The organism is Streptomyces sp. DH24, from assembly GCF_029813775.1.
Lineage (GTDB): Bacteria > Actinomycetota > Actinomycetes > Streptomycetales > Streptomycetaceae > Streptomyces.
This window is the reverse complement of the sequence record NZ_JARVKW010000003.1, coordinates 174485-197352: the sequence shown is the minus strand read 5'-3', so window position 1 is coordinate 197352 and position 22868 is coordinate 174485. Positions and strand designations below refer to the sequence as shown.

Genomic DNA, 22868 nt, shown 5'->3' with positions numbered 1-22868 from the left:
GCTTTCGGTGCCCCACGCCGACGGGCTGCTTCCGGCCCGCAACGCCGACGGGCTGCTTCCGGCGCCCCAACGCCGCCGGCGCTACGGGCACCGACCCTTGCACGGTCGGTGGCGCCTCGGGCCGCCCCCGCGTCGGTGGCGCTCCAGGCGTCCGAACAGCGAAGCCGCCGCTTCCGCCTCCGCACCCCCCGAGCGCCACCCGCGTCACGTCCTCCCCGGGGCCTCCCGTACCCGGAACGCCTCCGCGTCCCACGTCCCGTACAGCCGGGGCGCCAGCCAGTCCGGGGCCGTGGCCCGGAACGTCGCCGGGGAGAGGGCCGCCGCGTTCTCCGGCAGGGCGCCCAGCAGGGGCGCGCCCGCCGTATCCGGGAGGTCCGCGAGGTTGCAGCGGCACGCGAGGTCCGGAGCGGCCGGCCAGCTGCCGATCACCACACCCAGCAGCTCCAGCTGACGCGCCCGCAGCTCACGCGCCGTCAGCTCCGTCGTGTTCAGCGTGCCGAGCCCGGCGCCGGCCACGACCAGGACCGGCGCCGACAACAGCCGCGCCACGTCCGCGAGCGTCCCGCCCGCCGCGTCGAACCGCACCAGCAGCCCGCCCGCCCCCTCCACCAGCACCAGCTCGTGCTCGGTGGCCAGCTTGGCCGCGGCCTCGGCGACGTCCCGCGGATGCACGGGCGCCCGCCCGGCCCGCCGCGCCGCCGTCGCCGGCGCCAACGGATCGGGGTAGCGCGCGACTTCGGCCGTCGTGACGTCGCCCGCGAGCCGCGCCACCTCCGCGGCGTCCCCGCGCTCGTCCTCCCGTACGCCCGTCTGCGCGGCCTTGAGCACGGCCACCGACCGGCCCGCCGCGAGCGCCGCCGCCGCGACGGCGGCCGTCGCGACCGTCTTGCCGACCTCCGTGCCCGTCCCCGTGATCACCAGTACCGGCATCTCATCCCTCCCGTGCCGCCGCGCACACCGCGCGGGCGATTCGTGCCACGTCCGCGTCGCCCGTGACATACGGGGGCATCGTGTACACCAGGTCGCGGAACGGCCGCAACCACACGCCCTCGCGCACCGCCGCCTCCGTGGCCGCCCGCATGTCGACGGCGTGGTCCAGCTGGACGACGCCGATCGCGCCGAGGACCCGCACGTCCTTGACGCCCGGTAGTTCCGCCGCCGGGGCCAGCCCTTCGCGCAGCCCTGCCTCGATCCGCTTCACCTCGGCCCGCCAGTCCTGCCCGAGCAGCAGCTCGACCGAGGCGCAGGCCACGGCGGCGGCGAGGGGATTGCCCATGAAGGTGGGACCGTGGGCGAGCACCGGAACCTCGCCGCGCGAGATCCCGTCGGCCACCCGCGACGTGCACAGCGTCGCCGCCATGGTCAGATAGCCGCCGGTCAGCGCCTTGCCGACGCACATCACGTCCGGCGTCACCGCGGCGTGCTCCGCCGCGAACAGCGCGCCCGTGCGGCCGAACCCGGTCGCGATCTCGTCGAAGACCAGCAGTACGTCGTGCGCGTCGCACGCCTCGCGCAGCACCCGCAGATACGCGGGGGAGTGGAACCGCATCCCGCCCGCGCCCTGCACCACCGGCTCCACGATCACCGCGGCCAGCTCGTCGGCGTGCCGCTCGATCAGCGACCGCAGCTCGTCCGCGTACGACTCCTCGTACCCGGCGGGCGGGGGACCGGCGAACACCTGGCGGGGCAGGACCCCGGACCACAGGTCGTGCATGCCGCCCTCGGGGTCGCAGACCGACATCGGCTGCCAGGTGTCCCCGTGGTAGCCGCCGCGCCAGGTCAGCAGCCGCCGCTTGGCGGGGCGGCCCAGCGAACGCCAGTACTGCAGGCACATCTTGACCGCGACCTCGACCGACACCGACCCGGAGTCGGCCAGGAACACATGCTCCAGACCGTCGGGCGACATGTCGACAAGGAGCTTCGCGAGCCGTACGGCGGGCTCGTGGGTGAGCCCGCCGAACATCACATGACTCATCCGCCCCAGCTGCTCGCGCGCGGCCTCGTTCAGCACCGGGTGGTTGTAGCCGTGAATGGCCGACCACCACGACGACATGCCGTCGACCAGTTCCCCGGAGCCGTCGGCGAGACGCAGCCGCACCCCGCTGGCCGACTCCACCACGAGCGGCTCCTGCCGCCCGGGCATCGGGCCGTACGGGTGCCACACGTGCCGCCGGTCGAGGTCGAGCAGCTCGGGCACGTCCAGGTCAGGCATTGGGCGCGAGGTCGGTCCCGGCGCCCCGGCGGCGCACGGCGACGAGATCGGTACGGGGCTCCTCGGCCGTGGCGGCGGCGGGCGCGGGGGCGGAACCGCAGACACCGCCGCCCTCGTGGCAGCCGCCCGCGCCGCTGTCGTGGCATCCGGCCGCGTCGGCCTCGCCGCCCTCGTGGCAGCCGCCCGCGCGGTGCCGCGGCAGCGTCACCTCGCCGGCGCCCTCCACCTCGAACCCGGCGTCCGCGATCATGTCGAGGTCGGCCTTGCCGGCCTGGCCCTCGCTGGTCAGGTAGTCGCCGAGGAAGATCGAGTTGGCCAGGTGCAGCGCGAGCGGCTGCATCGACCGCAGATGGACCTCGCGCCCGCCCGCGATGCGCACCTCGACGTCCGGGCACACGAACCGCACCATCGCCAGGATCCTGAGGCAGCGCTGCGGGGTGAGGTTCCACTCCTTGGCGAGCGGCGTGCCCTCGAACGGGATGAGGAAGTTGACCGGCACCGAGTCCGGGTCCAGGTCGCGCAGCGAGAACACCACGTCGACGAGGTCCTCGTCGCTCTCGCCCATGCCCGCGATGAGGCCGGAGCAGGCGGACAGCCCGGCCGCGTGCGCCTTCCGCACGGTGTCGACCCGGTCGGCGTAGGTGTGCGTGCTGGTGATCTCGCCGTAGGTGGACTCGGAGGTGTTGAGGTTGTGGTTGTAGGCGTCGGCGCCCGCGTCGCGCAGCCGGTCCGCCTGTCCGTCGGAGAGCAGACCGAGGCAGGCGCACACCTCGACGCCCTCGTTCTGCTCCTTGATCGTCTTGATGGTCTCGGAGACCCGGTCCACGTCACGGTCCGTCGGACCCCGGCCGCTGGCCACCAGGCAGACCCGCTTGGCACCGCCGGCCACCCCGGCCGCCGCGGCCTGCGAGGCCTCGTCGGGCTTGAGCCAGGTGTACTTCAGGATGTCGGCCTTCGAGCCGAGTCGCTGCGAACAGTAGGAGCAGTCCTCCGGGCACAGACCGGACTTGAGGTTGACGAGATAGTTGAGTTTCACTCGTCGGCCGAACCAGTGCCGGCGTACCTTTCCGGCCGCGGCCACCACATCCAGCAGGTCGTCGTCGGTCGTGGCGAGAACGGCCAGGGCCTCCTCGCGGGTCGGCAGCTCGCGCCGAAGCCCCTTGTCCACCAGCGTGTTCAGCAGGTCCATGAGAGACGATCCTTACGTACGGAAGCGTTCCGGGCCAAGGAGAGTTCGTACAACCCTCCCCGTTCGGCGTGTGTGGATTGCCACACCGTGGGTGGCTGGTCGTCCGGCTAGTGTCTGTGCACTGCCTACAAAGGGCGGTGCCGCGCGGGGAGGACCGCGAAGGCACTGTCCACCACAGCACCGGAGGGGCCATGGGGTTCGGCTGGATCGACGAGCGGGCGGAACAGCGCCGGCGCGCCGGACTCGTACGGACCCTGCGTCCCCGGCCCGCCGAGTCGCCGCTGCTGGACCTGGCGAGCAACGACTACCTGGGCCTGGCCCGGCACCCCGAGGTCACCGAGGGCGCGGCGCGGGCCGCGCGGACCTGGGGCGGCGGGGCGACCGGCTCCCGGCTCGTCACCGGCAGCACCGAACTGCACGCCGAACTCGAACGCGAACTGGCCGATTTCTGCGGCTTCGAGGCGGCGCTCGTCTTCTCCTCGGGATACGCCGCGAACCTGGCCGCGGTGACCGCGCTGGCGCCGCACGGTTCGCTGATCGTCTCCGACGCGGGCAACCACGCCTCGCTCATCGACGGCTGCCGGCTGGCGCGCGGCACGACCCAGGTGGTCGGACACGCCGATCCCGAGGCGGTCCGCAAGGCGCTCGGCACGCACGAGGGGCCCGCCGTCGTCGTGTCCGACACGGTGTTCTCGGTGGACGGCGACGCCGCCCCGCTGGCCGCGCTCGCCGCGGCGGGCCGGGAGCACGGGGCGGGCCTGGTCGCCGACGACGCCCACGGACTGGGCGTCCTCGGTGCCGGCGGGAGCGGCGCCGCTCGGGCGGCGGGGCTCGCGGGCGCCGACGACGTCGTCGTGACGGTCACGCTGTCCAAGTCGCTGGGCAGCCAGGGCGGCGCGGTCCTCGGTCCCGCCCGGGTGATCGACCATCTGGTCAACGCGGCCCGGACGTTCATCTTCGACACCGGCCTCGCGCCCGCGGCGGCGGGCGCGGCCCTGGCGGCCCTGCGGCTGTTGCGCCGCGAGCCGGAGCGGGCCGCGCGGGCCCGCGAGGTCGCGGCGGACCTGCACGCCCGGCTGACGGCCGCGGGTCTGGAAGCGGTACGTCCGGACGCCGCGGTCGTCTCCGTGCGCGCGCCGTCCCCGGAGGGGGCCGTGCGATGGGCGGCGCACTGCCGCGCGGCGGGCCTGGCCGTGGGCTGTTTCCGTCCTCCTTCCGTGCCCGACGGCATCTCACGGCTCAGGCTGACCGCCCGCGCGGACCTCTCCGGGGAGCAGCTCGAACACGCTGTACGGGTCATCGGCGAAACGCGGCCATGAGTCGGCGTTGCACGGCCGTGCGTCGTCCGGGGCGACCCGGTCAGTCGTGCCGGGGTGTCCCGCGGCTCACCGGAACGCGACCGTGAACGCCGCCCAGCTCTCGGGGGAGAAGAGCAGCGCGGGTCCGGCCGGGGCCTTGGAGTCGCGGACGGCCAGCAGCCCGGTCCCGGGACCGGAGCGCGGACGGGCCGTTTCGACGCAGTTGTTCGCTCCCGTGCTGTAACTGCTGCGCAGCCAGCGCACGTTGTGCAGAGCGTTGCTTGAAGGGACGTTCCGAGGCAGTGCGGACATGGTGCCTCCTTTACGTACCGCCGGTCATACCGGCGATGAATTCCAATGATTCCTCGGGTGAAAGAGCATGACTTGCGAGAGAGTTGAAGGCCTCTGTGTAGGCCTCCAGGTCTTCTTTCCGTTCGAGATGAAGGCTACTCGTCAAGTGGTCGAGAACAACCACGTCGAGATCGGACGTGCGCGCAAATGAGAAAATAACGAAAGATCCCGTGACGCCGATGTGGGCTCCGGCCGCAAACGGCAGTACTTGCAGTCGCACGTGCGGCAGATCCGCCGCCGCCGTCAGCTTCTCCAACTGCCGCGACATGACCCCGGGCCCGCCCACTTCCCGGCGCAGCACGGCCTCGTCCAGTACGGCGCTCAGCACCAGCGGGGGGTCCGCGTGCAGCACGTCCTGCCGGGCCAGCCGCACCTCGACCAGCGCGTCCAGCCGTTCCTCGGACAGCCCTTCGACCGCCGCGGCGGTCACCGCCCTGGCGTACTCCGGGGTCTGCAGCAGCCCCGGCACCACGGTGGTCTCCAGCGTGCGCATCGCGCTCGCCTGCGACTCCAGGCTGATGAAGTCCCGGTACGTGGGCGGGAGTTCCCCGCGATAGGCGTGCCACCAGTGGTTCCGTCCGGCGCCGTCGTGCGAGCCCGCCAGGACGAGCAGCAGCTCCCGCAGCTGGTCGTCCGCCACTCCGTAGGCGTCCAGGAGCAGTCTCACGTCGGCCGGTTTCGCCCCGCTCGTGCCGGTCTCGATCCGGCTCACCTTCGACTGGTGCCAGCCCACCAGCCCGGCCGCCTCCCCACTGGTGAGGCCCGCCGAAGTGCGCAGCGCGCGCAGTTCGGCGCCCAGTTTGCGGCGGCGTACCGCGGGACCGTGCTGCATGGGCTTCTCCTTACTCCTTCCGAGCCGCCCAAATACGTTCTCGCGTCGCAGAGTTCACCGCTTCGAGCGACAGATATATGCAGATCTTGGTGGATCGCCGTCCTCGCCGGTGTGGTGATGGCAGTCTGGCGATGAAGCACCAGTCCGGGACCGTACTCCAACCATCCGCTCCGTGTCGGACTCGGTCCCGTGAGAAAGGGGCGACATCGCCATGGCAGACCATTTGGAAGCATCCGTCACTCTGCCGAGCGAACCCGCCTCGGTGTCCGCGTCCCGCTCCTTTGTGGTGGACACGCTGGCGGAATGGGGCTTGTCGGCGGAGGCGGAGGTGTCCGAGACCGTCCGGCTCATCGTCTCCGAGCTCGCCACCAACGCGGTACAGCACACCTTCGGCCAGTCACCCACCTTCACGGTGGACGTCGCACTGCACCGCGACGAACGCCTGCGTGTCGGGGTGACCGACAGTCACCCGCGCTTCCCGAAGCGGTTGCCCGCCGCCGTCCAGCAGGACAACGGACGCGGCATGGTGATCATCCGGTGGCTGACCGCGGAGTGCGGCGGCAGGCTGCGCGTACGGCCCACGCGCGAGGGCGGCAAGACGGTCCTCATCGAGTTGCCGTGGAGCGGCAAGGCCCCGGCCGAGGCGGTGACGGCGGCGGGGCAGCAGGAGCCGTAAAGGCCTCGGGGGCGGCGGCCTGTCAGGCGCGTCGCCCCCGCGAGGTCAGCGCACTCGCCGAGGTCAGCGCACTCGCCCGTACGTGACGCTCCGCGTCCAGATCTTCTGGAGCTTCACCACTTCACCGGTCTTCGGGGCGTGCCACATCTTGTTCTTCCCGGCGTAGATGCCGACGTGGTACACGTAGCCGCCCGAGTGGAAGAACACCAGGTCCCCGGCCCTGCGGCTGCCGGCGGAGATGTGCCGGGTCCGGTTGTACTGCTGGGCCGCCGTGCGCGGCAGCTTCTTGCCGGCCTTCCTGTACGAGTACTGGGTCAGTCCTGAGCAGTCGAATCTGCGGGGCCCCGTGGCGCCCCAGCTGTAGGGGGCGCCCTTCTTGGAGGCCGCGACCAGGAGCGCTGTCCTGGCCGGTGTGGCGGCGACCGCCTCGGAGCCGGCGCCCGGGATCACGATGGAGCCGCCCACGGCGGCGAGGGTGAGGGCCGAGGCGGTACCGGCCCGGGCCATGAGGGACGGGACACGATTGAGCGCGGACATGCGCAACCCTTCGTCAGCCGCCTGTGAAGGATGACCTGTCGGATTCGGGCTGGCGAAGTTGCCCGGCCGCGGCTGCGGCTTCACCCCAAGGGCTGCTCGGAACGGCTGTCGCGCCGGTCCGGCGACCCGTCGTGCTCGGGTCCTCCACTCCTGCCGATCCACTCCTGTCGACCTGACATCCGGGCGGCGGCAGGACTCGGCGTCCGCCCCGATCGCCCCGCCGCGGCGGCGGGGGCTTGTCGTCAGTCAGGGATCTTGACTGATGGATGGCCGAATATCCCAACGGAACGAGGTATTTGTGTTGTTACTCGCCAATCACCCGTTCGGGTGGACAGCCCTGTGTTCGAGCGCCTGTCGACACCGCCAAGGGGCCCCGGACCAGCGACGGAAGGCCCCATTCCGCCCTGGCGCCCGGCACGTTGCGCAACTCCGGAGGGCGTGAAAAGGGAGGTGTCCCTACTCCGACAGGGGGTACGTCGTTCGGACCGTTTCGACTCCGGTCCGGACGCGCCGTCCTGACGGCGGTCCGGACTTCTGGGGGAGCGTCAACTGTCCGGCTCCGGAGGCAGCGTGACGCGGGCCGTGCGCCGCTCGCCGTCCAGGACCCGCAGCGCCCGGGCCAGCGTGGCGGCGTGCAGTTCGGCCTCGCCCCGCTGGTGCATCAGCGTCAGCGCGTCGCGCAGGGCGACGGCCTTGCCGACCAGTGCCTGCGCGGCACGCAGCCCGCGATAGGTGTCGCCGTCCTGCGCGGGGTTGATGCGGCCCAGCAGGTCCACGACGTCGAGGTAACGGTCGATCAACTCGGCCTCGACGCGCGTCAGGGCGGGCAGGGGAGGCAGTTCGGGCGGCAGCACCGGCGGCTCACCTCGCGCCGGGAGCGGACTGCGTGGCCCTGCGGTTCGGGACGATCCGGTCCGCCAGGCCGTACTCCAGTGCCTGCCGCGCGTCCAGGATCTTCTCCCGCTCGATGTCCTGCCGCACCTGTTCGGGGGTGCGGCCCGTGTGCCGCGCGAGCATCTCCTCCATGCGGGCCCGGACGCGCGTCAGCTCGTCCGCCTGGACGGCGATGTCGCTCGCCTGGCCTTCCACCGGTTCGGGCAGCGCGGGCTGACGGAGCACCATGCGGGCGCCCGGCAGCACGTACCGCTTGCCGGGAGTGCCGGCGGCCAGCAGCACCGACGCGGCCGAACCGGCCTGGCCCAGGCAGATCGTCTCCACGTCGCAGGTGACGAACCGCAGGGTGTCGTAGATCGCCGACATCGCGCTGAACGAGCCGCCGGGGGAGTTGATGTAGAGCGAGACGTCCCGGTCCGGGTCGCGGTGCTCCAGGTACATGACCTGCGCCAACACGTCGTTCGCCGACGTGTCGTCGATCTGCGTCCCGAGGAAGACGATCCGCTCCTCCAGCAGCTTCGCGTACGGATCGAGCGTGCGGGTCCCCGCGCTCGTGCGCTCGGTGAACTCGGGCAGGACGTAGCGGGCGGATGGTCGGTTCATGGCACACCCCTCCTGGCGACAGCGCCGTCCGCGACGGAGCCGACTCCGTCGCTTCTGTAAAAAATGTACAGGACGTACGTGACGTTATGATGGGGTCATGGCCTACGAGATTCCGGTGACGCAAGCCAGGGCTGAGCTCGCCGACCTGATCAACCGCGTCGTGTACGGCGGTGAGCGTGTCGTCGTCACGCGGCACGGAAAGCCACTCGTCGCCCTCGTCTCCGCCGCCGACCTCGAACGACTCGAAGAACTCCGGGAGCCCGCCGAGGACCAGGTGATCAGCGCCGTCTCCGCCGTCCGCGAGGTCGCGTCCGCTCCCCGCGGGCCCCAGCGCTTCGGCATCGCGGCGGAACACCGGGGACCCGGCGCCTCCTGACCGCGTGCCTCCGACCGGCACCGGCGGCCGGACGCACGCAGCCTGACCCGTGCCCGCCCGCGTGGCTCCTCGTCCGGGCCTTGAGCGCGCCGCCCAGCAGTACCGCGCCCAGGCCGAGCGCGGCCCACCAGGTCAGCGTCAGGGCCGGTTTCGTCGCCGCGCGCCGTCGAAGGAGGACACCGGGCGCAGCGGCGTCGTCCCCGCCCCGGGCGGCAGCCACTGGCCGATCGCCCCGGCCGGCGCGGGCAGCGTCTCCGGCGCCGAGGACGCCCCCGAGAACGGGTTGCCGAACAGCATCACCACCGCCGCCGTGACCCCGGCCCCGGCCGGTCCGGCGAGCGCCCCGAGCCCGGCCACCGCCCCGCTCACCGCCGGCGTCGACAGACCGAGCGCACCTGCCTCCGCCCACCAGTCGCCCGCGAGAACCCCGAGCCAGCTGTGCGCGATGCCCGCCCCGGCCGCGCCGACGAGCGCCGCGGAACCGGCCTGCGCGGCCACCGCCCGCAGACCGCGCAGCCCCAGCAGGGTCACCACCGAGCCCGCCGCGATCCCGGCCAGCGCCGACGGCAGCACGCTCGCGCCGAGGGCCGCCCCGCGCGGGTCCTGCCCAGGCGCCGGCACCACGTCCACCGGCCGCGCCCGCACCCCCTGCGCCGCGGCCCGTTCGGTCACCGCCTGCTGGAGCAGTCGCGCCACGACCGGTCCCGCCGCCGACGCCATCAGCAGCCTGGGGCCCCGGTCGGCGACGACGATCGCGCCGTACACCTCCCGGTCCTCGACCGCACCCCGGGCGGCGGCCTCGTCCGGACACCGGTGAATCTCCAACGCGCCCTCCTTTCGAGTGAGCCCTTGCGCCACCTGCTCCGCGGCGGCGGCCGGTCCCGCCACCCCGACGGGCAGCCTCGCGCGGTGCGGTGCGGGCGGTGGGCCAGGCGAAGGCCCACGGGGCCAGTGCCGCGAGCAGCGGCACGAGGACGACGGCCGCGACGAAGGGGCGTGCGTGTGCGCTCGGCCGCGTCTGCAGGCCCGCGCCTCGCTCACCGTGGACGGGGAGCCCGCCTTTCCGCGCCTGATCCTCCAGGTCTGGGCGGAGACCCTGCGCAACCCCGAGCCGGCCGCCGCCCTTCGAGAGGGCTACGGCGCCGTGCGCGACGCGTGGACCCGGAGCGTCGAGGGCCACCAGGAGGCCGGGGCGATGGCGGCGGACGTGCCCGCGCAGGACGTGGCGCGCACCATGGTCGCCGTCGTCCAGGGGTTCCTCGCCCAGCAGTCGCTGTTCGGCGCCACGCCGGTGGAGGTGCTGCGGAACGGCTGCGCGGCCTGATGAGCCACCGCCGGCCGGACCCGGCGGCCCGAACGGACCACAGCTCGGTTAACGTGCCCGAAACGCCGTCCAACTAGCCTGCCCCTCCACGCCACCAGGCACTTTGCGCGGTGGCCGCGGCACCCGGGCCCCGCACGGTCCGGAGCGAGGACTGTGAGGTGGGACGTGCAACTGACCCCGCACGAGCAAGAGAGGCTGCTGATCCACGTCGCGGCCGACGTCGCCGAGAAGCGCCGGGCCCGCGGGCTCAGACTCAATCACCCGGAGGCGGTCGCCCTCATCACCTCGCACATCCTCGAAGGCGCCCGCGACGGACGTACGGTCGCCGAACTCATGGCGTCCGGGCGCCGGTTGCTCACGCGGGACGACGTCATGGAGGGCATCCCCGAGATGATCCACGACGTCCAGGTCGAGGCGACCTTCCCGGACGGCACCAAGCTCGTCACCGTCCACGACCCGATCGTCTGACGGGAGGCCGCACATGATCCCAGGAGAGATCCTGTTCGCCGACGGGCCGATCGCCTGCAACACCGGCCGTGAGGTCACCCGGCTGACCGTCCTGAACGCCGCCGACCGGCCCGTCCAGGTCGGCTCCCACTACCACTTCGCCGAGGCCAACCCCGGCCTGGACTTCGACCGCGCCGCCGCACGCGGCAAGCGGCTCGACATCCCCGCCGGCACCGCCGTGCGCTTCGAGCCCGGCATCCCCGTCGACGTCGCCCTCGTCCCGCTCACCGGCGCCCGCGTCGTGCCCGGCCTGCGCGGCCAGACCGGAGGTGCCCTCGATGCGTGAGATCTCCCGCGCCGCCTACGCCGACCTGTTCGGCCCGACCACCGGCGACCGCATCCGGCTCGCCGACACCGACCTGCTGATCGAGATCGAGGAGGACCGCTGCGGCGGGCCCGGACTCGCCGGGGACGAGGCGGTGTTCGGCGGCGGCAAGGTCATCCGCGAGTCCATGGGGCAGTCCCGTGCCACGCGCGCGGAGGGCACCCCGGACACCGTCGTCACGGGCGCCGTCGTCATCGACCACTGGGGCGTCGTCAAGGCCGACATCGGCATCCGCGACGGCCGGATCACCGGCATCGGCAAGGCCGGCAACCCCGACACCATGGACGGCGTCCACCCCGACCTGGTCATCGGCCCCGAGACCGAGATCATCGCCGGGAACGGGCGGATCCTGACCGCCGGAGCCATCGACGCGCACGTCCACTTCATCTGCCCGCAGATCGCCGACGAGGCGCTGTCCGCGGGGATCACCACCCTCGTCGGCGGCGGCACCGGACCGGCCGAGGGCTCGAAGGCCACCACCGTCACGCCCGGACCCTGGCACCTGGCGCGGATGCTGGAGGCGATGGAGGCCCACCCGCTCAACATCGGCCTCCTCGGCAAGGGCAACACCGTCTCCCACGAGGCGATGCTGTCGCAGATCCGGGGCGGCGCGCTCGGCCTGAAGCTGCACGAGGACTGGGGCTCCACCCCGGCCGTCATCGACGCCTCGCTCACCGTCGCCGAGCGGACCGGCATCCAGGTGGCCATCCACACGGACACCCTCAACGAGGCCGGGTTCGTGGGCGACACGCTCGCCGCGATCGCCGGGCGCGGCATCCACGCCTACCACACGGAGGGCGCGGGCGGCGGGCACGCCCCCGACATCATGACCGTGGTCTCCGAGCCGCACGTGCTGCCGAGTTCCACGAACCCGACGCGGCCGTTCACCGTCAACACCGCCGAGGAACACCTCGACATGCTGATGGTGTGCCACCACCTCAACCCGGCCGTCCCGGAGGACCTGGCCTTCGCCGAGTCCCGGATCCGGCCGTCCACCATCGGAGCCGAGGACATCCTGCACGACCTCGGCGCCATCTCGATCATCTCCTCCGACTCCCAGGCCATGGGCCGGGTCGGCGAGGTCGTCCTGCGGACCTGGCAGACGGCCCACGTGATGAAGCGGCGGCGCGGCGCGCTGCCGGGCGACGGCCGGGCGGACAACCACCGCGTACGCCGCTACGTCGCCAAGTACACGATCAACCCGGCCCTCGCGCAGGGCCTCGCCCGCGAGATCGGTTCCGTCGAGAGCGGCAAGCTCGCCGACCTCGTGCTGTGGGAACCGGCGTTCTTCGGCGTCAAGCCGCACCTCGTCATCAAGGGCGGGCAGATCGCGTACGCGCAGATGGGCGACGCCAACGCGTCCATCCCGACGCCGCAGCCGATCCTGCCCCGGCCGATGTACGGGGCGATCGGGCGGTCCCCGGCGGCCAACTCGGTCAACTTCGTCGCCCCGCTCGCGATCGAGGACGGGCTTCCGGAACGGCTCGGGCTCGGCAAGCGGTTCGTCGCCATCGAGTCGACGCGCCGGGTCACCAAGGCGGACATGCGGGAGAACGACGCCCGGCCCGACGTGCGCGTCGACCCCGACAGCTTCGCCGTGCACATCGACGGGGAACTCGTCGAGGCGACACCGGCCGCCGAACTGCCCATGGCCCAGCGCTACTTCCTCTTCTGACGGCGGTCCCATGTCACGCGCAGCACTTCTCGTCCTGGCCGACGGCCGTTTCCCCGCCGGAGGGCACGCGCACTCGGGCGGCGCCGAGGCGGCCGTCGAGGCCGGCCGGGTGACCGGGGCCGCGAGCCTGGCGGACTTCTGCCGGGGGCGGCTGCACACGGCCGGGCTGGTGTCGGCCTCGCGGGCCGCCGCGGCGGCGCTCGGCGGTGACCCCGGGGCGCTGGACGCGGCCGCGGCCGCACGGACGCCGGCGCCCGCGCGGCGGGGGGCCGCGCGCCGGCTCGGGCGGCAGCTCGCGCGGGCCGCTCGCGCGACCTGGCCGTCCGCCGAACTCGACGCCCTCGCGCGGGAGTTCCCGAAGGGGGCGCACCAGCCGGTGGTGCTCGGGCTCGCCGCGCGGGCGGCCGGGCTGGAGGCCGTCGACGCGGCGTACTGCGCGGCGTACGAGAGTGTGAGCGGGCCGGCCGCCGCGACGGTGTGGCTGCTGAGTCTTGACCCCTTCGACGCGACGGGGGTGCTGGCGCGGCTCGCGCCGGAGATGGATCTCGTCGCCGACCGGGCGGTGCGGGCGGCCCGGGAAGCGGCCTCGGCGGGGGTCGACGCGTTGCCCTCGGCTTCCGCCCCGTTGCTGGAGATCGGGGCCGAGATCCATGCGGGGTGGGCCGTGAGGCTGTTCGCGTCCTAGGACTTTCTCGCCCGCCACGTCGCCCCCGCCGCCCCTTCCCGTACCCGACCCCGGGGCCCTTGCCCCCGGCCCCCTTCGGCCTGACGGCCCGGTCCGCCGGTGCCGGACGGGCTGAAAAGGATGGAGTTGTCACTCATGCATCTCGACCACACCCACCACGCCCCCGCCGCCCTGAGCGCCGACGCCCGTCGGCCCGACGGGACGCGGCGTGCCCTCCGCGTCGGCCTCGGAGGGCCCGTCGGGTCCGGGAAGACCGCCACCGTCGCCGCGTTGTGCCGGGCGCTGCGGGACGAACTGTCGCTCGCCGTCGTCACCAACGACATCTACACGCGCGAGGACGCCGAGTTTCTGCTGCGCGAGGCCGTGCTGCCGCCCGAGCGGATCACCGCCGTGGAGACCGGCGCCTGCCCCCACACCGCCATCCGCGACGACATCTCCGCCAACCTCGAAGCCGTGGAGGACCTGGAGGACGAGGCCGGGCCGCTGGACCTGATCCTCGTGGAGTCCGGCGGGGACAACCTCACCGCGACGTTCTCCAAAGGGCTCGTGGACGCCCAGATCTTCGTGATCGACGTCGCCGGCGGGGACGACATCCCGCGCAAGGGCGGGCCCGGCGTGACGACCGCCGACCTGCTCGTCGTCAACAAGACCGACCTCGCGCCGTACGTCGGCTCCGACCTCGCGCGGATGGCCGCCGACGCCAAGGCGCAGCGGGCCGGACTGCCCGTCGTCTTCCAGTCGCTGCGCGGCGGGACGGGCGTGCGGGACGTCGCCGCCTGGGTCCGGGAACGGCTCGCCGCGTGGCGGGCGTGACCGTGACCGGGGTGCGTGCCGTCGCACGGATCGCCGCCCGGGACGACGGCCGGGGCGGCACCTGCCTGCCGGTGCTGGAGGGCGACGGGCCCCTCGCGCCGCGGCGGACTCGCGGGCACGCCGACGAGGCACGGGTCGTGCTGGTCGGCGCCATGAGCGGGCCGCTCGGCGGTGACCGCTTCGCCGTGCGGGCCGAGGTGGGCGAGCGGGCCCGGCTGCGGGTGGGATCGGCCGCCGCCACCATCGCGCTGCCGGGACAGGCCAAGGGCGAGGCGCGCTACGACGTCCGGCTCACCGTAGGCGACCGGGGGGAACTGCACTGGCTGCCCGAGCCGCTGATTTCCGCGCAGGGCAGTGACCTCGTCGTCACCACCCGTGTCGACCTGGCCGCGACGGCCCGGCTGGTGCTGCGCGAGGAACAGGTACTGGGGCGGGCCCGGGAGGAACCCGGACGGCTCAGCAGCCGTCTTGTTCTCCGGGTGGCCGGGACGTGCGTGCTCGACCAGGAACTCGCCTGCGGACCCGGCGCGCCGGGCGGCTGGGACGGTCCCGCCGTGCTCGCCGGGCACCGGGCCGTCGGACAACTCCTCGTGGCCCGGCCCGAGTTCGCGGAGCGGCCGGTCACGGCCCGGGTGCTCGGGGAGGGCGCCGCCGTGGTGCCGCTCGCCGGGCCCGCCGCGCTGGTGACGGCCGTGGCGCCCGACGCGCTGCTGCTGCGCCGGCTGCTGGACGAGGCCCTGGATTCCCTGGACTGACGGGCCTTCACCTTCGGGATTTCCGGCAACCGGACCTTTCGATCCGTTTATCGGGTTGGCAAAGAACTCCCGCCACCTCTGTTCCCGGAGATCGCGCAACCGCGAGGATCCCCCGTACTGACCGAAAGAATGTACGGGGAGGACCCACTTGAGGAAGAGAAGACTGAACCGGCGGACGACCGCCCTCGGTTCGGCCGGTGTGCTCGTGACCGCCACACTGCTGGCCGGCGCCGTCACGGCGCCCACGGCGAGCGCGAGCCCGGCCGGCGCCGGCCACGGCCAGGACCGCGAGGCCCGCGGCGCCGCCCTCGCGGCGGCACGCGCGGCGCAGACCGGCATCGACTGGCAGGACTGCCCCGCCGACTGGGGCCTGGAGAAGCCCATCCAGTGCGGCTGGGTCACCGTCCCGCTCGACTACGCCAAGCCGAACGGCAAGCAGATCAAGCTCGCCGTCGACCGCATCGGCAACACCGGCACCAAGGCGGAGCGCCAGGGCGCGCTCATCTACAACCCGGGCGGCCCCGGCGGCTCCGGCCTGCGCTTCCCGCGCCGGGTCACCACCAAGAGCCCGGTGTGGGCCAACACGGCGAAGGCCTACGACTTCGTCGGCTTCGACCCGCGCGGCGTCGGCAAGTCGGCGCCCATCTCCTGCGTCGACCCGCAGGAGTTCGTCAAGGCGCCCAAGGCCGACCCGGTGCCCGACAGCGAGGCCGACAAGCTCGCCCAGCGCAAGCTGGCCCGCGAGTACGCCGAGGGCTGCTACGAGCGCAGCGGCGAGATGCTGCCGCACATGACCACGCCGAACACCGCGCGCGACCTCGACGTCATCCGCGCCGCGCTCGGCGAGCAGAAGCTCAACTTCCTGGGCGTCTCCTACGGCACCTACCTGGGCGCCGTCTACGGCACCCTGTTCCCGGGCCACGTGCGCCGCATGGTCGTCGACAGCGTCGTCAACCCGTCCCGCGAGAAGATCTGGTACCAGGCCAACCTCGACCAGGACGTCGCGTTCGAGGGCCGCTGGAAGGACTGGCAGGACTGGGTCGCCGCCAACGACGCCGCCTTCCACCTCGGCGACACCCGAGCCGAGGTCCAGGAGAAGTGGCTCGCACTGCGGGCCACCGCGAAGAAGAACCCCATCGGCGGGGTCGTCGGCCCGGCCGAGCTCATCTCCTTCTTCCAGAGCGCCCCGTACTACGACTCCTCGTGGGTGCCGGTCGCCACCGTCTTCAGCAAGTACGTCGCCGGAGACACCCAGGCGCTCGTCGACGCCGCCGCCCCCGACATGTCCGACACCGCGGGCAACGCCTCCGCGGAGAACGGCAACGCCGTCTACACGGCCGTCGAGTGCGCCGACGCCAAGTGGCCCACCAGCTGGCAGCGGTGGGACCGTGACAACACGCGGCTGCACGAGGACCACCCGTTCATGACGTGGGCCAACGCCTGGATGAACCTGCCGTGCGCCACCTGGCCGGTCAGGCAGCAGACCCCGCTGGACGTGAAGACCGGCAAGGGACTTCCGCCGGTCCTCATCGTGCAGGCCGAACGCGACGCCGCCACCCCGTACGGGGGCGCCGTCGAACTGCACAAGCGCTTCAAGGGCTCCCGCCTCATCACCGAGAAGGACGCGGGCTCCCACGGCGTCACCAGCCTGACCAACCCCTGCGTCAACGAGCGGGTGGACACCTATCTGCTCACCGGCAAGGTGGACGGCGCCGACGTGACCTGCGCGCCGCACGCCACGCCCAAGCCGTAGCCGACGCCTTCGGCACGGGAAGGGGCGGCGGGGAGAACCACACCCCGCCGCCCCTTTGCCCTGCCCGTCGCGGTCACTTCAGCGGCATGCGCGGGAACCTGCGTCCCTTCTCGGCCTGCGCGGCCTTCTCCGCGGCGGCCTCCTGCTCCTTCACGACGGCCGCGTACTCGTCGACGTACTCCTGCTCGGACAGCGACAGGATGGCGTACATGATCTCGTCGGTGACGGCGCGCAGGATGGCCTTCTCGCTCTCCATGCCCTCGTAGCGGGAGAAGTCCAGGGGTTTGCCGAAGCGGATGACCACCGGGTGGATGCGCGGCACCACCTTGCCGGGCGGCTGCGCCTCGAACGTGCCGATCATCGCGCACGGAATCACCGGCACCCGGGCCTTCAGCGCCATCACGGCGACACCCACCTTGCCCTTGTAGAGCCGGCCGTCGTGCGAGCGCGTGCCCTCGGGGTAGATGCCCAGCAACTCGTCCTTGCCCAGCACCCCGAGGCCCTCGCGGATGGCGGCCTGCCCCGCGTCCTTGCCCGACCGGTCCACCGGAATCTGCCCCGCGCTGCGGAAGAACGCTGCCGTCAGCCTGCCCTTGATCCCGGGACCGGTGAAGTACTCGGCCTTGGCCAGGAAGGTGATGCGCCGCTTGAGGATCGCCGGCATCAGGAAGTGGTCCGAGAACGACAGGTGGTTGCCCGCGACGATCGCCGGCCCCGACGCCGGCACGTTCTCCAGGCCCTCGATACGCGGCCGGAAGACCAGGCGCAGCAGCGGGCCCAGCAGCACGTACTTGAGCAGGTAGTAGAACAAGGGGTCGCTCCTCACTTGGCGATCGGCTCAACCGCCGCGTTCTGGCTGGTCAACCGGCACAACCTGGTGGGTCAGTCTAGGCGCGGGCACGGTCGCCCGGAACCGGTCCGCGCAACGGCCCGCCGCGCGCGTGCCGCGTTCGGGCCGATCTGAGAGGGCTCGCCCGGATGCGGATCTCCGTTTCCGCCGCCATGGACGAAGCCGGTGCGCGGGCGGGGCCGGACAGGGCCGTGGACCGGCTGAACGTGGCCCGTGCGCAGGCACCCGGCCGGGCCCGGCCGACCGCGTGACTCGGCACGGCGTCAGGACAGCGGGTCCGTCAGCGGCTGCTCCGCCCAGATGATCTTCCCGTCGGGCACGAACCGGGTGCCCCAGCGCTGGGTGACCTGCGAGACCAGCAGCAGCCCGCGCCCGCCCTCGTCGGTGGTGCGCGGGTGCCGCAGATGGGGCGCGGTGGCGCCGCCGTCGAAGACCTCGCAGACCAGGGCGCGTTCGCGGATCAGCCGCAGCCGGATGGGGCCCGCGGAGTACCGGATCGCGTTGGTGACCAGTTCGCTCACGACCAGTTCCGTCGTGAACACCAGCTCCTCCAGGTCCCATTGGGCGAGCTGCCGGGCGGCCCTGCGGCGGGCGTCGGCCACGACCGCCGGGTCCGCGGGCAGCTCCCACGCCGCGACCTGGCCGTCGCCCAGCCGCCGGGTGCGGGCCATCATCAGCGCCACGTCGTCGTGCGGGCGGGTCGGCACCAGCGCGTCGACCAGGGACCGACAGCACAGTTCGAGCGGGATGTCCGACCGCTCCACGGCCTCGCGCAGCCGGGCCCGGTCGGCGTCGACCGCCCAGGCGCCCCCGCGGGCCAGCAGCCCGTCGGTGTAGAGGATGAGAGCGCTGCCCGCCTCGATGGCCACCTCGACCGACTCGAACGGCGGGCCGCCCGCGCCGAGCGGCGGCCCCTGCGGCAGCTCGACCAGCGTGACCGTGCCGTCGGGCGCGACGAGCACCGGCGGGGGATGTCCGGCGGCGGCCATCGCGCACCGTCCGTCGACCGGGTCGTAGACGACGTACACACACCCGGAACCGATGCCCGCGGTGCTGTCACCGCCCGCGGAGTACACCTCGATGCCCTCCTCGTGCGCCGACCGGGCCACCAGGTCGTCCAGGTGGGCGAGGACCTCCTCGGGCGGCAGGTCCAGCGCGGCGAGCGTCCGCACGGCGGTCCGCAGCCGGCCCATCGCGGCGGCGGCGCCGATGCCGTGCCCGGGCACCTCGCCCACGACGAGGGCGACGCGCGCGCCGGACAGCGGGACCAGGTCGTACCAGTCGCCGCCGAGGCCGGTCAGCTCGTCCGCCGGGCGGTAGTAGGCGGAGACCTCGACGGCGTCCTGGTCGGGCAGCCGGTGCGGGAGCAGGCTGCGCTGCAGGACGAGGGCGGCGTCCCGCTCACGGCTGTAGCGGCGGGCGTTGTCGACGCAGACGGCGGCGCGCGAGACGAGGTCCTCGGCCAGTTGCAGGTCCTCCCGGTCGAAGGGTTCCTGGCGGCGGCACCGGAAGAAGGTCGTGATGCCGAGGGTCGTGCCGCGGGCGCTCAGCGGCACGATCATCACGCTGAGCGGGCCCAGCTCCAGCAACGCGGCCCGCCTGCCGTCCGGGGCGCTCGCGGTCCAGTCGCCGGTGAGCGGGTCGACGCGTTCCTCGCGCCAGGACAGTCCCGTGGTCAGGCAGCGCGCCGGCGGTGATCCCGCGGGGTAGGACGCCACCGCGCCGGTCCCGATGCCCGCCCACGGGCCGTCGCTGTTCGCCGACTGCCGCAGCCCCGCGCGCCGCAGCCGCACGGCGTCGGGGCCCGCGACCGGCACCGACGCGAGTTCGGCGCCGCGCAGCACCGACTCCAGCAGATCCACGGCCACGAAGTCGGCGAGCTCCGGCACGGCCACGTCGGCCAGTTCCTGCGCGGTCCGGTTGATGTCCAGGCTGCGGCCGATGCGCCGGCCGGCACGGTCGAGGAGGGCGAGCCGCTGGCGGGCGCGGTGTCGTTCGGTGACGTCGACGACCGTGTAGTACACGCCCATCGGGTGGCCCTCGTCGTCCTCCAGACGGATGAACGACATCATGTGCGCGGTCTCGCGGTACGGGGCGGACCTGACCCGGCCGATGTGCTCGTAGCCCACCAGCGGCTCACCGGTGGTCAGCACACGCCGCATCTGCGCCTCGATCGACTCGGAGTCCAGGCCGGGCTGGATGTCGGCGAGCCGCAGCCCGAGACGGCTGTTGGCCGGGCCGCCGCCGAACTGCTCCAGGGCGGCGTTGGACCACACGAAGCGCAGATCCGTGTCGACGATGGCGATCCCCACCGGGGAACCGGTGACCATCTGCTCCAGCATCGTCCGGCTCATGTCCCAGCCGGGGGCGTCCGCCAGCTCCGACATCAGCACCAGCCAGCGCGAGCGGCCGCCGCCGCCCAGGGCCGAGCTGATCCGGGCCATGATCCTCACCGGGCGGCCGTCCTTGCGGCGCGCGGTCAGCAGGCCGGCCCAGCCGCCGTCCCTGCGGCAGTGCTCGACGAGGTCCGGCACCCGCCGGGCGTCGGGCTCCGCCAGCAGGCCGGCCAGGCCGGTGCCGACCGCCTCGGACGCGGGGTACGCCAGCAGCGCCTCGGCGTTCCTGGTCCAGCTCGTCACCACGCCCTGGGCGTCGAGCATCAGGGGAGCGGCATCGGCCACGTCGAACCGCTGCCGGGCCACGTCGCGCTCCTCGTAGGTGCTCACGGCCGACCTCTCTGTCGCGGAGAGTGGTCTACCACCACTGTGCCCATCTTGACCCATACCTCCCCAGAGGGCCGGGCTGGACAGGGCAGGTCGGGGGAGATGCCCGGACGGACGGCCGCACCGACGAGGAACGGGATCACCGGAACACGGGGCCGGGCCCACCGGGAACGACGGGGCGAACGGCGGGCCCGAGCCCACCCTCAACAGGGCCGTCCGGGCCCTCACGGAAACCGCGGCAGGCCGAGCCCGGCGCGGCGGCGTTCACCGCTCCGGGCTCGACCCATGGGCACCTGGCGGGCCCTCGGCCCTCGCGGACCGGCCCGACCGCCTCCGCGGGGGTCGGCGTCAGCCCCGGGCCAGTACCTTGCCCAGCGTTGCCAGAGCTCCCTCCAGCTCCTCCGCCGTGATGGTCAGCGGCGGGGCCAGGCGGATCGTGGAGCCGTGGGTGTCCTTGACCAGGATTCCCTCGCGCATCAGGGCTTCGCTGACCTCGCGGCCCGTGCCGAGGGCCGGGTCGACGTCGACGCCCGCCCACAGGCCCCGGGCGCGGAAGCCGACGACGCCCTTGCCGGTCAGGTCGGACAGGCCGTCGCGCAGCAGCACGCCCAGCTCGTCCGCCCGGCGCTGGAACTCCCCGGTCTCCAGCAGTTCCACCACCGCCGTGCCCACGGCCGCCGCCAGCGGATTGCCGCCGAACGTCGAGCCGTGCTCGCCCGGCCGCAGCACCCCGAGCACGTCCCGGCGCCCGGCCACCGCCGACACCGGCACGATCCCGCCGCCCAGCGCCTTGCCGAGCAGCACGACGTCCGGGACGACCGACTCGTGCTCGACGGCCAGCGTGCGGCCGGTGCGGCCGAGCCCCGACTGGATCTCGTCCGCGATGAACAGGCACCCCGCCCGGCGGGTCACCTCCCGCACCCCGGCCAGATAGCCGTCGTCCGGGATCAGCACGCCCGCCTCGCCCTGGATGGGCTCGATGAGCACGGCCGCCGTGGTCTCGTCGATCGCCGCCTCCAGAGCGGCCAGGTCGTTGTACGGCACGATCCGGAAGCCCGGCGTGAACGGGCCGAAGCCCGCCCGCGCCGTCTCGTCCGTGGAGAAGCTGACGATCGTCGTCGTCCGGCCGTGGAAGTTGTCCGCCGCCACCACGATCGTCGCCCGGTCGGCCGGGACGCCCTTCACCTCGTAGGCCCACTTGCGGGCCACCTTGATGCCGCTCTCCACGGCCTCGGCGCCGGTGTTCATGGGCAGCACCATGTCCGTGCCGGTCAGCGCCGTGAGCCGCTCGGCGAACCCGGCCAGCTGGTCGTTGTGGAACGCCCGCGAGGTGAGCGTCAGCCGGTCGAGCTGGCGGTGCGCGGCCCCGACCAGCGCCGGGTGGCGGTGGCCGAAGTTGAGCGCCGAGTAGCCGGCCAGCATGTCGAGGTAGCGGCGGCCCTCGACGTCCTCCACCCAGGCGCCCTCGGCGCTGGCCACCACCACGGGCAGCGGGTGGTAGTTGTTCGCCAGGACCGGCTCCTCGGCCCGGATCAGGTCGGCGGACGAACGCGTACGGACGGGAGCGGTCATGAGCGGATCTCCTGGGTGCAGCACTTGATGCCGCCGCCTGCCTTCTGGAACTCGGACAGGTCGACGGGGACGGGAACGTAACCGCGCTCGGCGAGCTCGGCGATGAGGGCGGTCGCCCCCGGTGAGACGAAGACGTGACGCCCGTCGGACACGGAGTTGAGGCCGAACGCCATCGCGTCCTCGCGGGTGGCGATCACCGCGTCCGGGTAGAGCCGGGCGAGCACCTCGCGGCTGCCCGGGGAGAACGCCTCCGGGTAGTACGCGATGTTGCCGTCCGACCCGTCGCCGCCCTCGTCGAGGACGAACAGCGCGGTGTCCAGGTGGTAGAAGTACGGGTCCACCAGCGTCAGGCCGATCACCGGGACCCCGAAGAACTCCTGCACCTCGCGATGGGCCTCGCGCGTGGTGCGGAAGCCCGTGCCGGCCAGGATCCAGCGGCCGGCCGGGACGAGGTCGCCCTCGCCCTCGCAGACGGACTCGGGGTGGTAGACGTCGAAGCCCGCCGCCTTGAACCACGCCTCGTAGGGCACGGACTCGGGGCGGCGCTCGGGCGCGTGGAAGAGGGAGCCGAAGACACGGCCGCCGACGACGACCGCGGCGTTCGCGGCGAAGACCATGTCGGGGAGTCCGGGGACGGGCGCCACGGTCTCGACGGTGTGTCCGTGGTCGCGGTAGACGTCGGTCAGCGTCCGCCACTGGGCCTGGGCCCGGCCCACGTCCACGGGGGCGTCGGGATGCATCCAGGGGTTGATCGCGTACTGCACGGCGAAGTGTCTGGGTTCGCAGACGAGGAAGCGCCGCCGGCGCGGCACACGGGTTTCGGGCACAGAGGGGTTCCTCCGCTTCCTGGGGTGTCGAGTGAGGGTGGCCACCACGCTAGAAAGTGGGGCCGACGGGCGACAAGAAAGGAAGGCTGCG

General features: G+C 73.2%; 23 protein-coding genes, 1 pseudogene and 1 riboswitch. Of the genes and pseudogenes, 11 read left to right on the top strand and 13 right to left on the bottom strand.

Annotation, left to right across the window (positions count from 1 at the left end):
• Positions 1 to 204: 204 nt before the first annotated feature.
• Genes bioD through bioB form a run of 3 tightly spaced genes read right to left on the bottom strand, consistent with a single transcriptional unit; the run spans position 205 to position 3401 of the window.
• Positions 205 to 930 (bottom strand): dethiobiotin synthase, encoded by a 726-nt coding sequence (gene bioD, locus QC282_RS03460; RefSeq protein WP_279547670.1) that lies wholly within the window; start codon positions 928 to 930, stop codon positions 205 to 207.
• 1 nt (position 931) lies between these two features.
• A complete protein-coding gene (locus QC282_RS03455) occupies positions 932 to 2212 on the bottom strand; it encodes an adenosylmethionine--8-amino-7-oxononanoate transaminase (protein WP_279547669.1) in 1281 nt (426 codons plus the stop codon).
• Positions 2205 to 3401 carry a biotin synthase BioB gene (gene bioB, locus QC282_RS03450; RefSeq protein ID WP_279547668.1) on the bottom strand — a complete coding sequence of 399 codons (1197 nt, stop codon included), beginning with the start codon at positions 3399 to 3401 and terminating at the stop codon, positions 2205 to 2207. The genes QC282_RS03455 and bioB overlap by 8 nt, the downstream gene beginning before the upstream one ends.
• A gap of 191 nt (positions 3402 to 3592) precedes the next feature.
• On the opposite strand from bioB, the gene QC282_RS03445 reads away from it, so the two are divergent.
• Positions 3593 to 4720, top strand: coding sequence for an 8-amino-7-oxononanoate synthase (locus QC282_RS03445; protein WP_279547667.1), 1128 nt, complete (start codon positions 3593 to 3595; stop codon positions 4718 to 4720).
• A 66-nt stretch (positions 4721 to 4786) separates the two neighbouring features.
• Here QC282_RS03445 and QC282_RS03440 read toward each other — a convergent pair whose 3' ends face one another.
• Both QC282_RS03440 and QC282_RS03435 read right to left on the bottom strand, forming a co-directional pair.
• Entirely contained in the window at positions 4787 to 5011 is a 225-nt protein-coding gene (locus QC282_RS03440; RefSeq protein WP_279547666.1) for a DUF397 domain-containing protein, read from the bottom strand.
• 10 nt (positions 5012 to 5021) lie between these two features.
• Positions 5022 to 5882, bottom strand: coding sequence for a helix-turn-helix transcriptional regulator (locus tag QC282_RS03435; RefSeq protein ID WP_279547665.1), 861 nt, complete (start codon positions 5880 to 5882; stop codon positions 5022 to 5024).
• Positions 5883 to 6093: 211 nt separating this feature from the next.
• Between QC282_RS03435 and QC282_RS03430 the strand changes: the two genes are divergently transcribed.
• Positions 6094 to 6558, top strand: a complete 465-nt coding sequence (locus QC282_RS03430) for an ATP-binding protein (protein ID WP_279547664.1) — start codon at positions 6094 to 6096, stop codon at positions 6556 to 6558.
• Between the two features lie 63 nt (positions 6559 to 6621).
• Here QC282_RS03430 and QC282_RS03425 read toward each other — a convergent pair whose 3' ends face one another.
• The 3 genes from QC282_RS03425 to QC282_RS03415 all read right to left on the bottom strand — a co-directional run bounded on the left by QC282_RS03425 (position 6622) and on the right by QC282_RS03415 (position 8592).
• A complete protein-coding gene (locus QC282_RS03425) occupies positions 6622 to 7095 on the bottom strand; it encodes a C40 family peptidase (RefSeq protein WP_279547663.1) in 474 nt (157 codons plus the stop codon).
• Positions 7096 to 7098: 3 nt separating this feature from the next.
• Positions 7099 to 7307: riboswitch (cyclic di-AMP (ydaO/yuaA leader) on the bottom strand.
• Between the two features lie 333 nt (positions 7308 to 7640).
• Positions 7641 to 7949 (bottom strand): hypothetical protein, encoded by a 309-nt coding sequence (locus tag QC282_RS03420; RefSeq protein WP_279547662.1) that lies wholly within the window; start codon positions 7947 to 7949, stop codon positions 7641 to 7643.
• A 7-nt stretch (positions 7950 to 7956) separates the two neighbouring features.
• On the bottom strand, positions 7957 to 8592 hold the full coding sequence (locus QC282_RS03415; RefSeq protein ID WP_279547661.1) for an ATP-dependent Clp protease proteolytic subunit: 636 nt from the start codon (positions 8590 to 8592) through the stop codon (positions 7957 to 7959).
• 97 nt (positions 8593 to 8689) lie between these two features.
• Here QC282_RS03415 and QC282_RS03410 point away from each other — a divergent pair, with 97 nt between their 5' ends.
• Positions 8690 to 8968: a type II toxin-antitoxin system Phd/YefM family antitoxin gene (locus tag QC282_RS03410; protein WP_279547660.1), complete on the top strand. Its 279-nt coding sequence runs from the start codon at positions 8690 to 8692 to the stop codon at positions 8966 to 8968.
• 67 nt (positions 8969 to 9035) lie between these two features.
• Here QC282_RS03410 and QC282_RS03405 read toward each other — a convergent pair.
• A pseudogene (locus tag QC282_RS03405) lies at positions 9036 to 9992 on the bottom strand (ABC transporter permease); the annotation flags it as partial.
• Here QC282_RS03405 and QC282_RS03400 point away from each other — a divergent pair.
• The 8 genes from QC282_RS03400 (at position 9969) to QC282_RS03365 (ending at position 16805) form a co-directional block, all read left to right on the top strand.
• The gene (locus QC282_RS03400) at positions 9969 to 10292 is read left to right on the top strand and encodes a TetR family transcriptional regulator C-terminal domain-containing protein (protein WP_336621057.1); all 324 of its coding nucleotides are present in this window, start codon (positions 9969 to 9971) and stop codon (positions 10290 to 10292) included. The pseudogene QC282_RS03405 and the gene QC282_RS03400 overlap by 24 nt on opposite strands.
• Before the next feature lie 165 nt (positions 10293 to 10457).
• Positions 10458 to 10760 carry an urease subunit gamma gene (locus QC282_RS03395; RefSeq protein WP_058928538.1) on the top strand — a complete coding sequence of 101 codons (303 nt, stop codon included), beginning with the start codon at positions 10458 to 10460 and terminating at the stop codon, positions 10758 to 10760.
• Positions 10761 to 10773: 13 nt separating this feature from the next.
• Entirely contained in the window at positions 10774 to 11085 is a 312-nt protein-coding gene (locus tag QC282_RS03390) for an urease subunit beta (protein ID WP_279547659.1), read from the top strand.
• Positions 11078 to 12799, top strand: coding sequence for an urease subunit alpha (locus QC282_RS03385; RefSeq protein ID WP_279547658.1), 1722 nt, complete (start codon positions 11078 to 11080; stop codon positions 12797 to 12799). Before QC282_RS03390 ends, QC282_RS03385 begins: the two co-directional genes overlap by 8 nt.
• Positions 12800 to 12809: 10 nt before the next feature.
• Complete coding sequence (locus QC282_RS03380; RefSeq protein WP_279547657.1) at positions 12810 to 13484, top strand: urease accessory protein UreF; 675 nt, start codon at positions 12810 to 12812, stop codon at positions 13482 to 13484.
• Between the two features lie 135 nt (positions 13485 to 13619).
• Positions 13620 to 14297 carry an urease accessory protein UreG gene (gene ureG, locus QC282_RS03375; RefSeq protein ID WP_279547656.1) on the top strand — a complete coding sequence of 226 codons (678 nt, stop codon included), beginning with the start codon at positions 13620 to 13622 and terminating at the stop codon, positions 14295 to 14297.
• Entirely contained in the window at positions 14285 to 15052 is a 768-nt protein-coding gene (locus tag QC282_RS03370; RefSeq protein WP_279547655.1) for an urease accessory protein UreD, read from the top strand. Before ureG ends, QC282_RS03370 begins: the two co-directional genes overlap by 13 nt.
• Positions 15053 to 15200: 148 nt before the next feature.
• Positions 15201 to 16805 carry an alpha/beta hydrolase gene (locus tag QC282_RS03365; protein WP_279547654.1) on the top strand — a complete coding sequence of 535 codons (1605 nt, stop codon included), beginning with the start codon at positions 15201 to 15203 and terminating at the stop codon, positions 16803 to 16805.
• A 73-nt stretch (positions 16806 to 16878) separates the two neighbouring features.
• On the opposite strand, the gene QC282_RS03360 is transcribed toward QC282_RS03365, so the two are convergent.
• The 4 genes from QC282_RS03360 to ddaH all read right to left on the bottom strand — a co-directional run bounded on the left by QC282_RS03360 (position 16879) and on the right by ddaH (position 22777).
• Entirely contained in the window at positions 16879 to 17616 is a 738-nt protein-coding gene (locus QC282_RS03360; protein ID WP_279547653.1) for a lysophospholipid acyltransferase family protein, read from the bottom strand.
• Between the two features lie 302 nt (positions 17617 to 17918).
• Entirely contained in the window at positions 17919 to 20381 is a 2463-nt protein-coding gene (locus QC282_RS03355; protein WP_279547652.1) for a SpoIIE family protein phosphatase, read from the bottom strand.
• Between the two features lie 345 nt (positions 20382 to 20726).
• Positions 20727 to 21950 (bottom strand): ornithine--oxo-acid transaminase, encoded by a 1224-nt coding sequence (gene rocD, locus QC282_RS03350; RefSeq protein ID WP_279547651.1) that lies wholly within the window; start codon positions 21948 to 21950, stop codon positions 20727 to 20729.
• Entirely contained in the window at positions 21947 to 22777 is an 831-nt protein-coding gene (gene ddaH, locus QC282_RS03345) for a dimethylargininase (RefSeq protein WP_279547650.1), read from the bottom strand. The genes rocD and ddaH overlap by 4 nt, the downstream gene beginning before the upstream one ends.
• Positions 22778 to 22868: the final 91 nt, after the last annotated feature.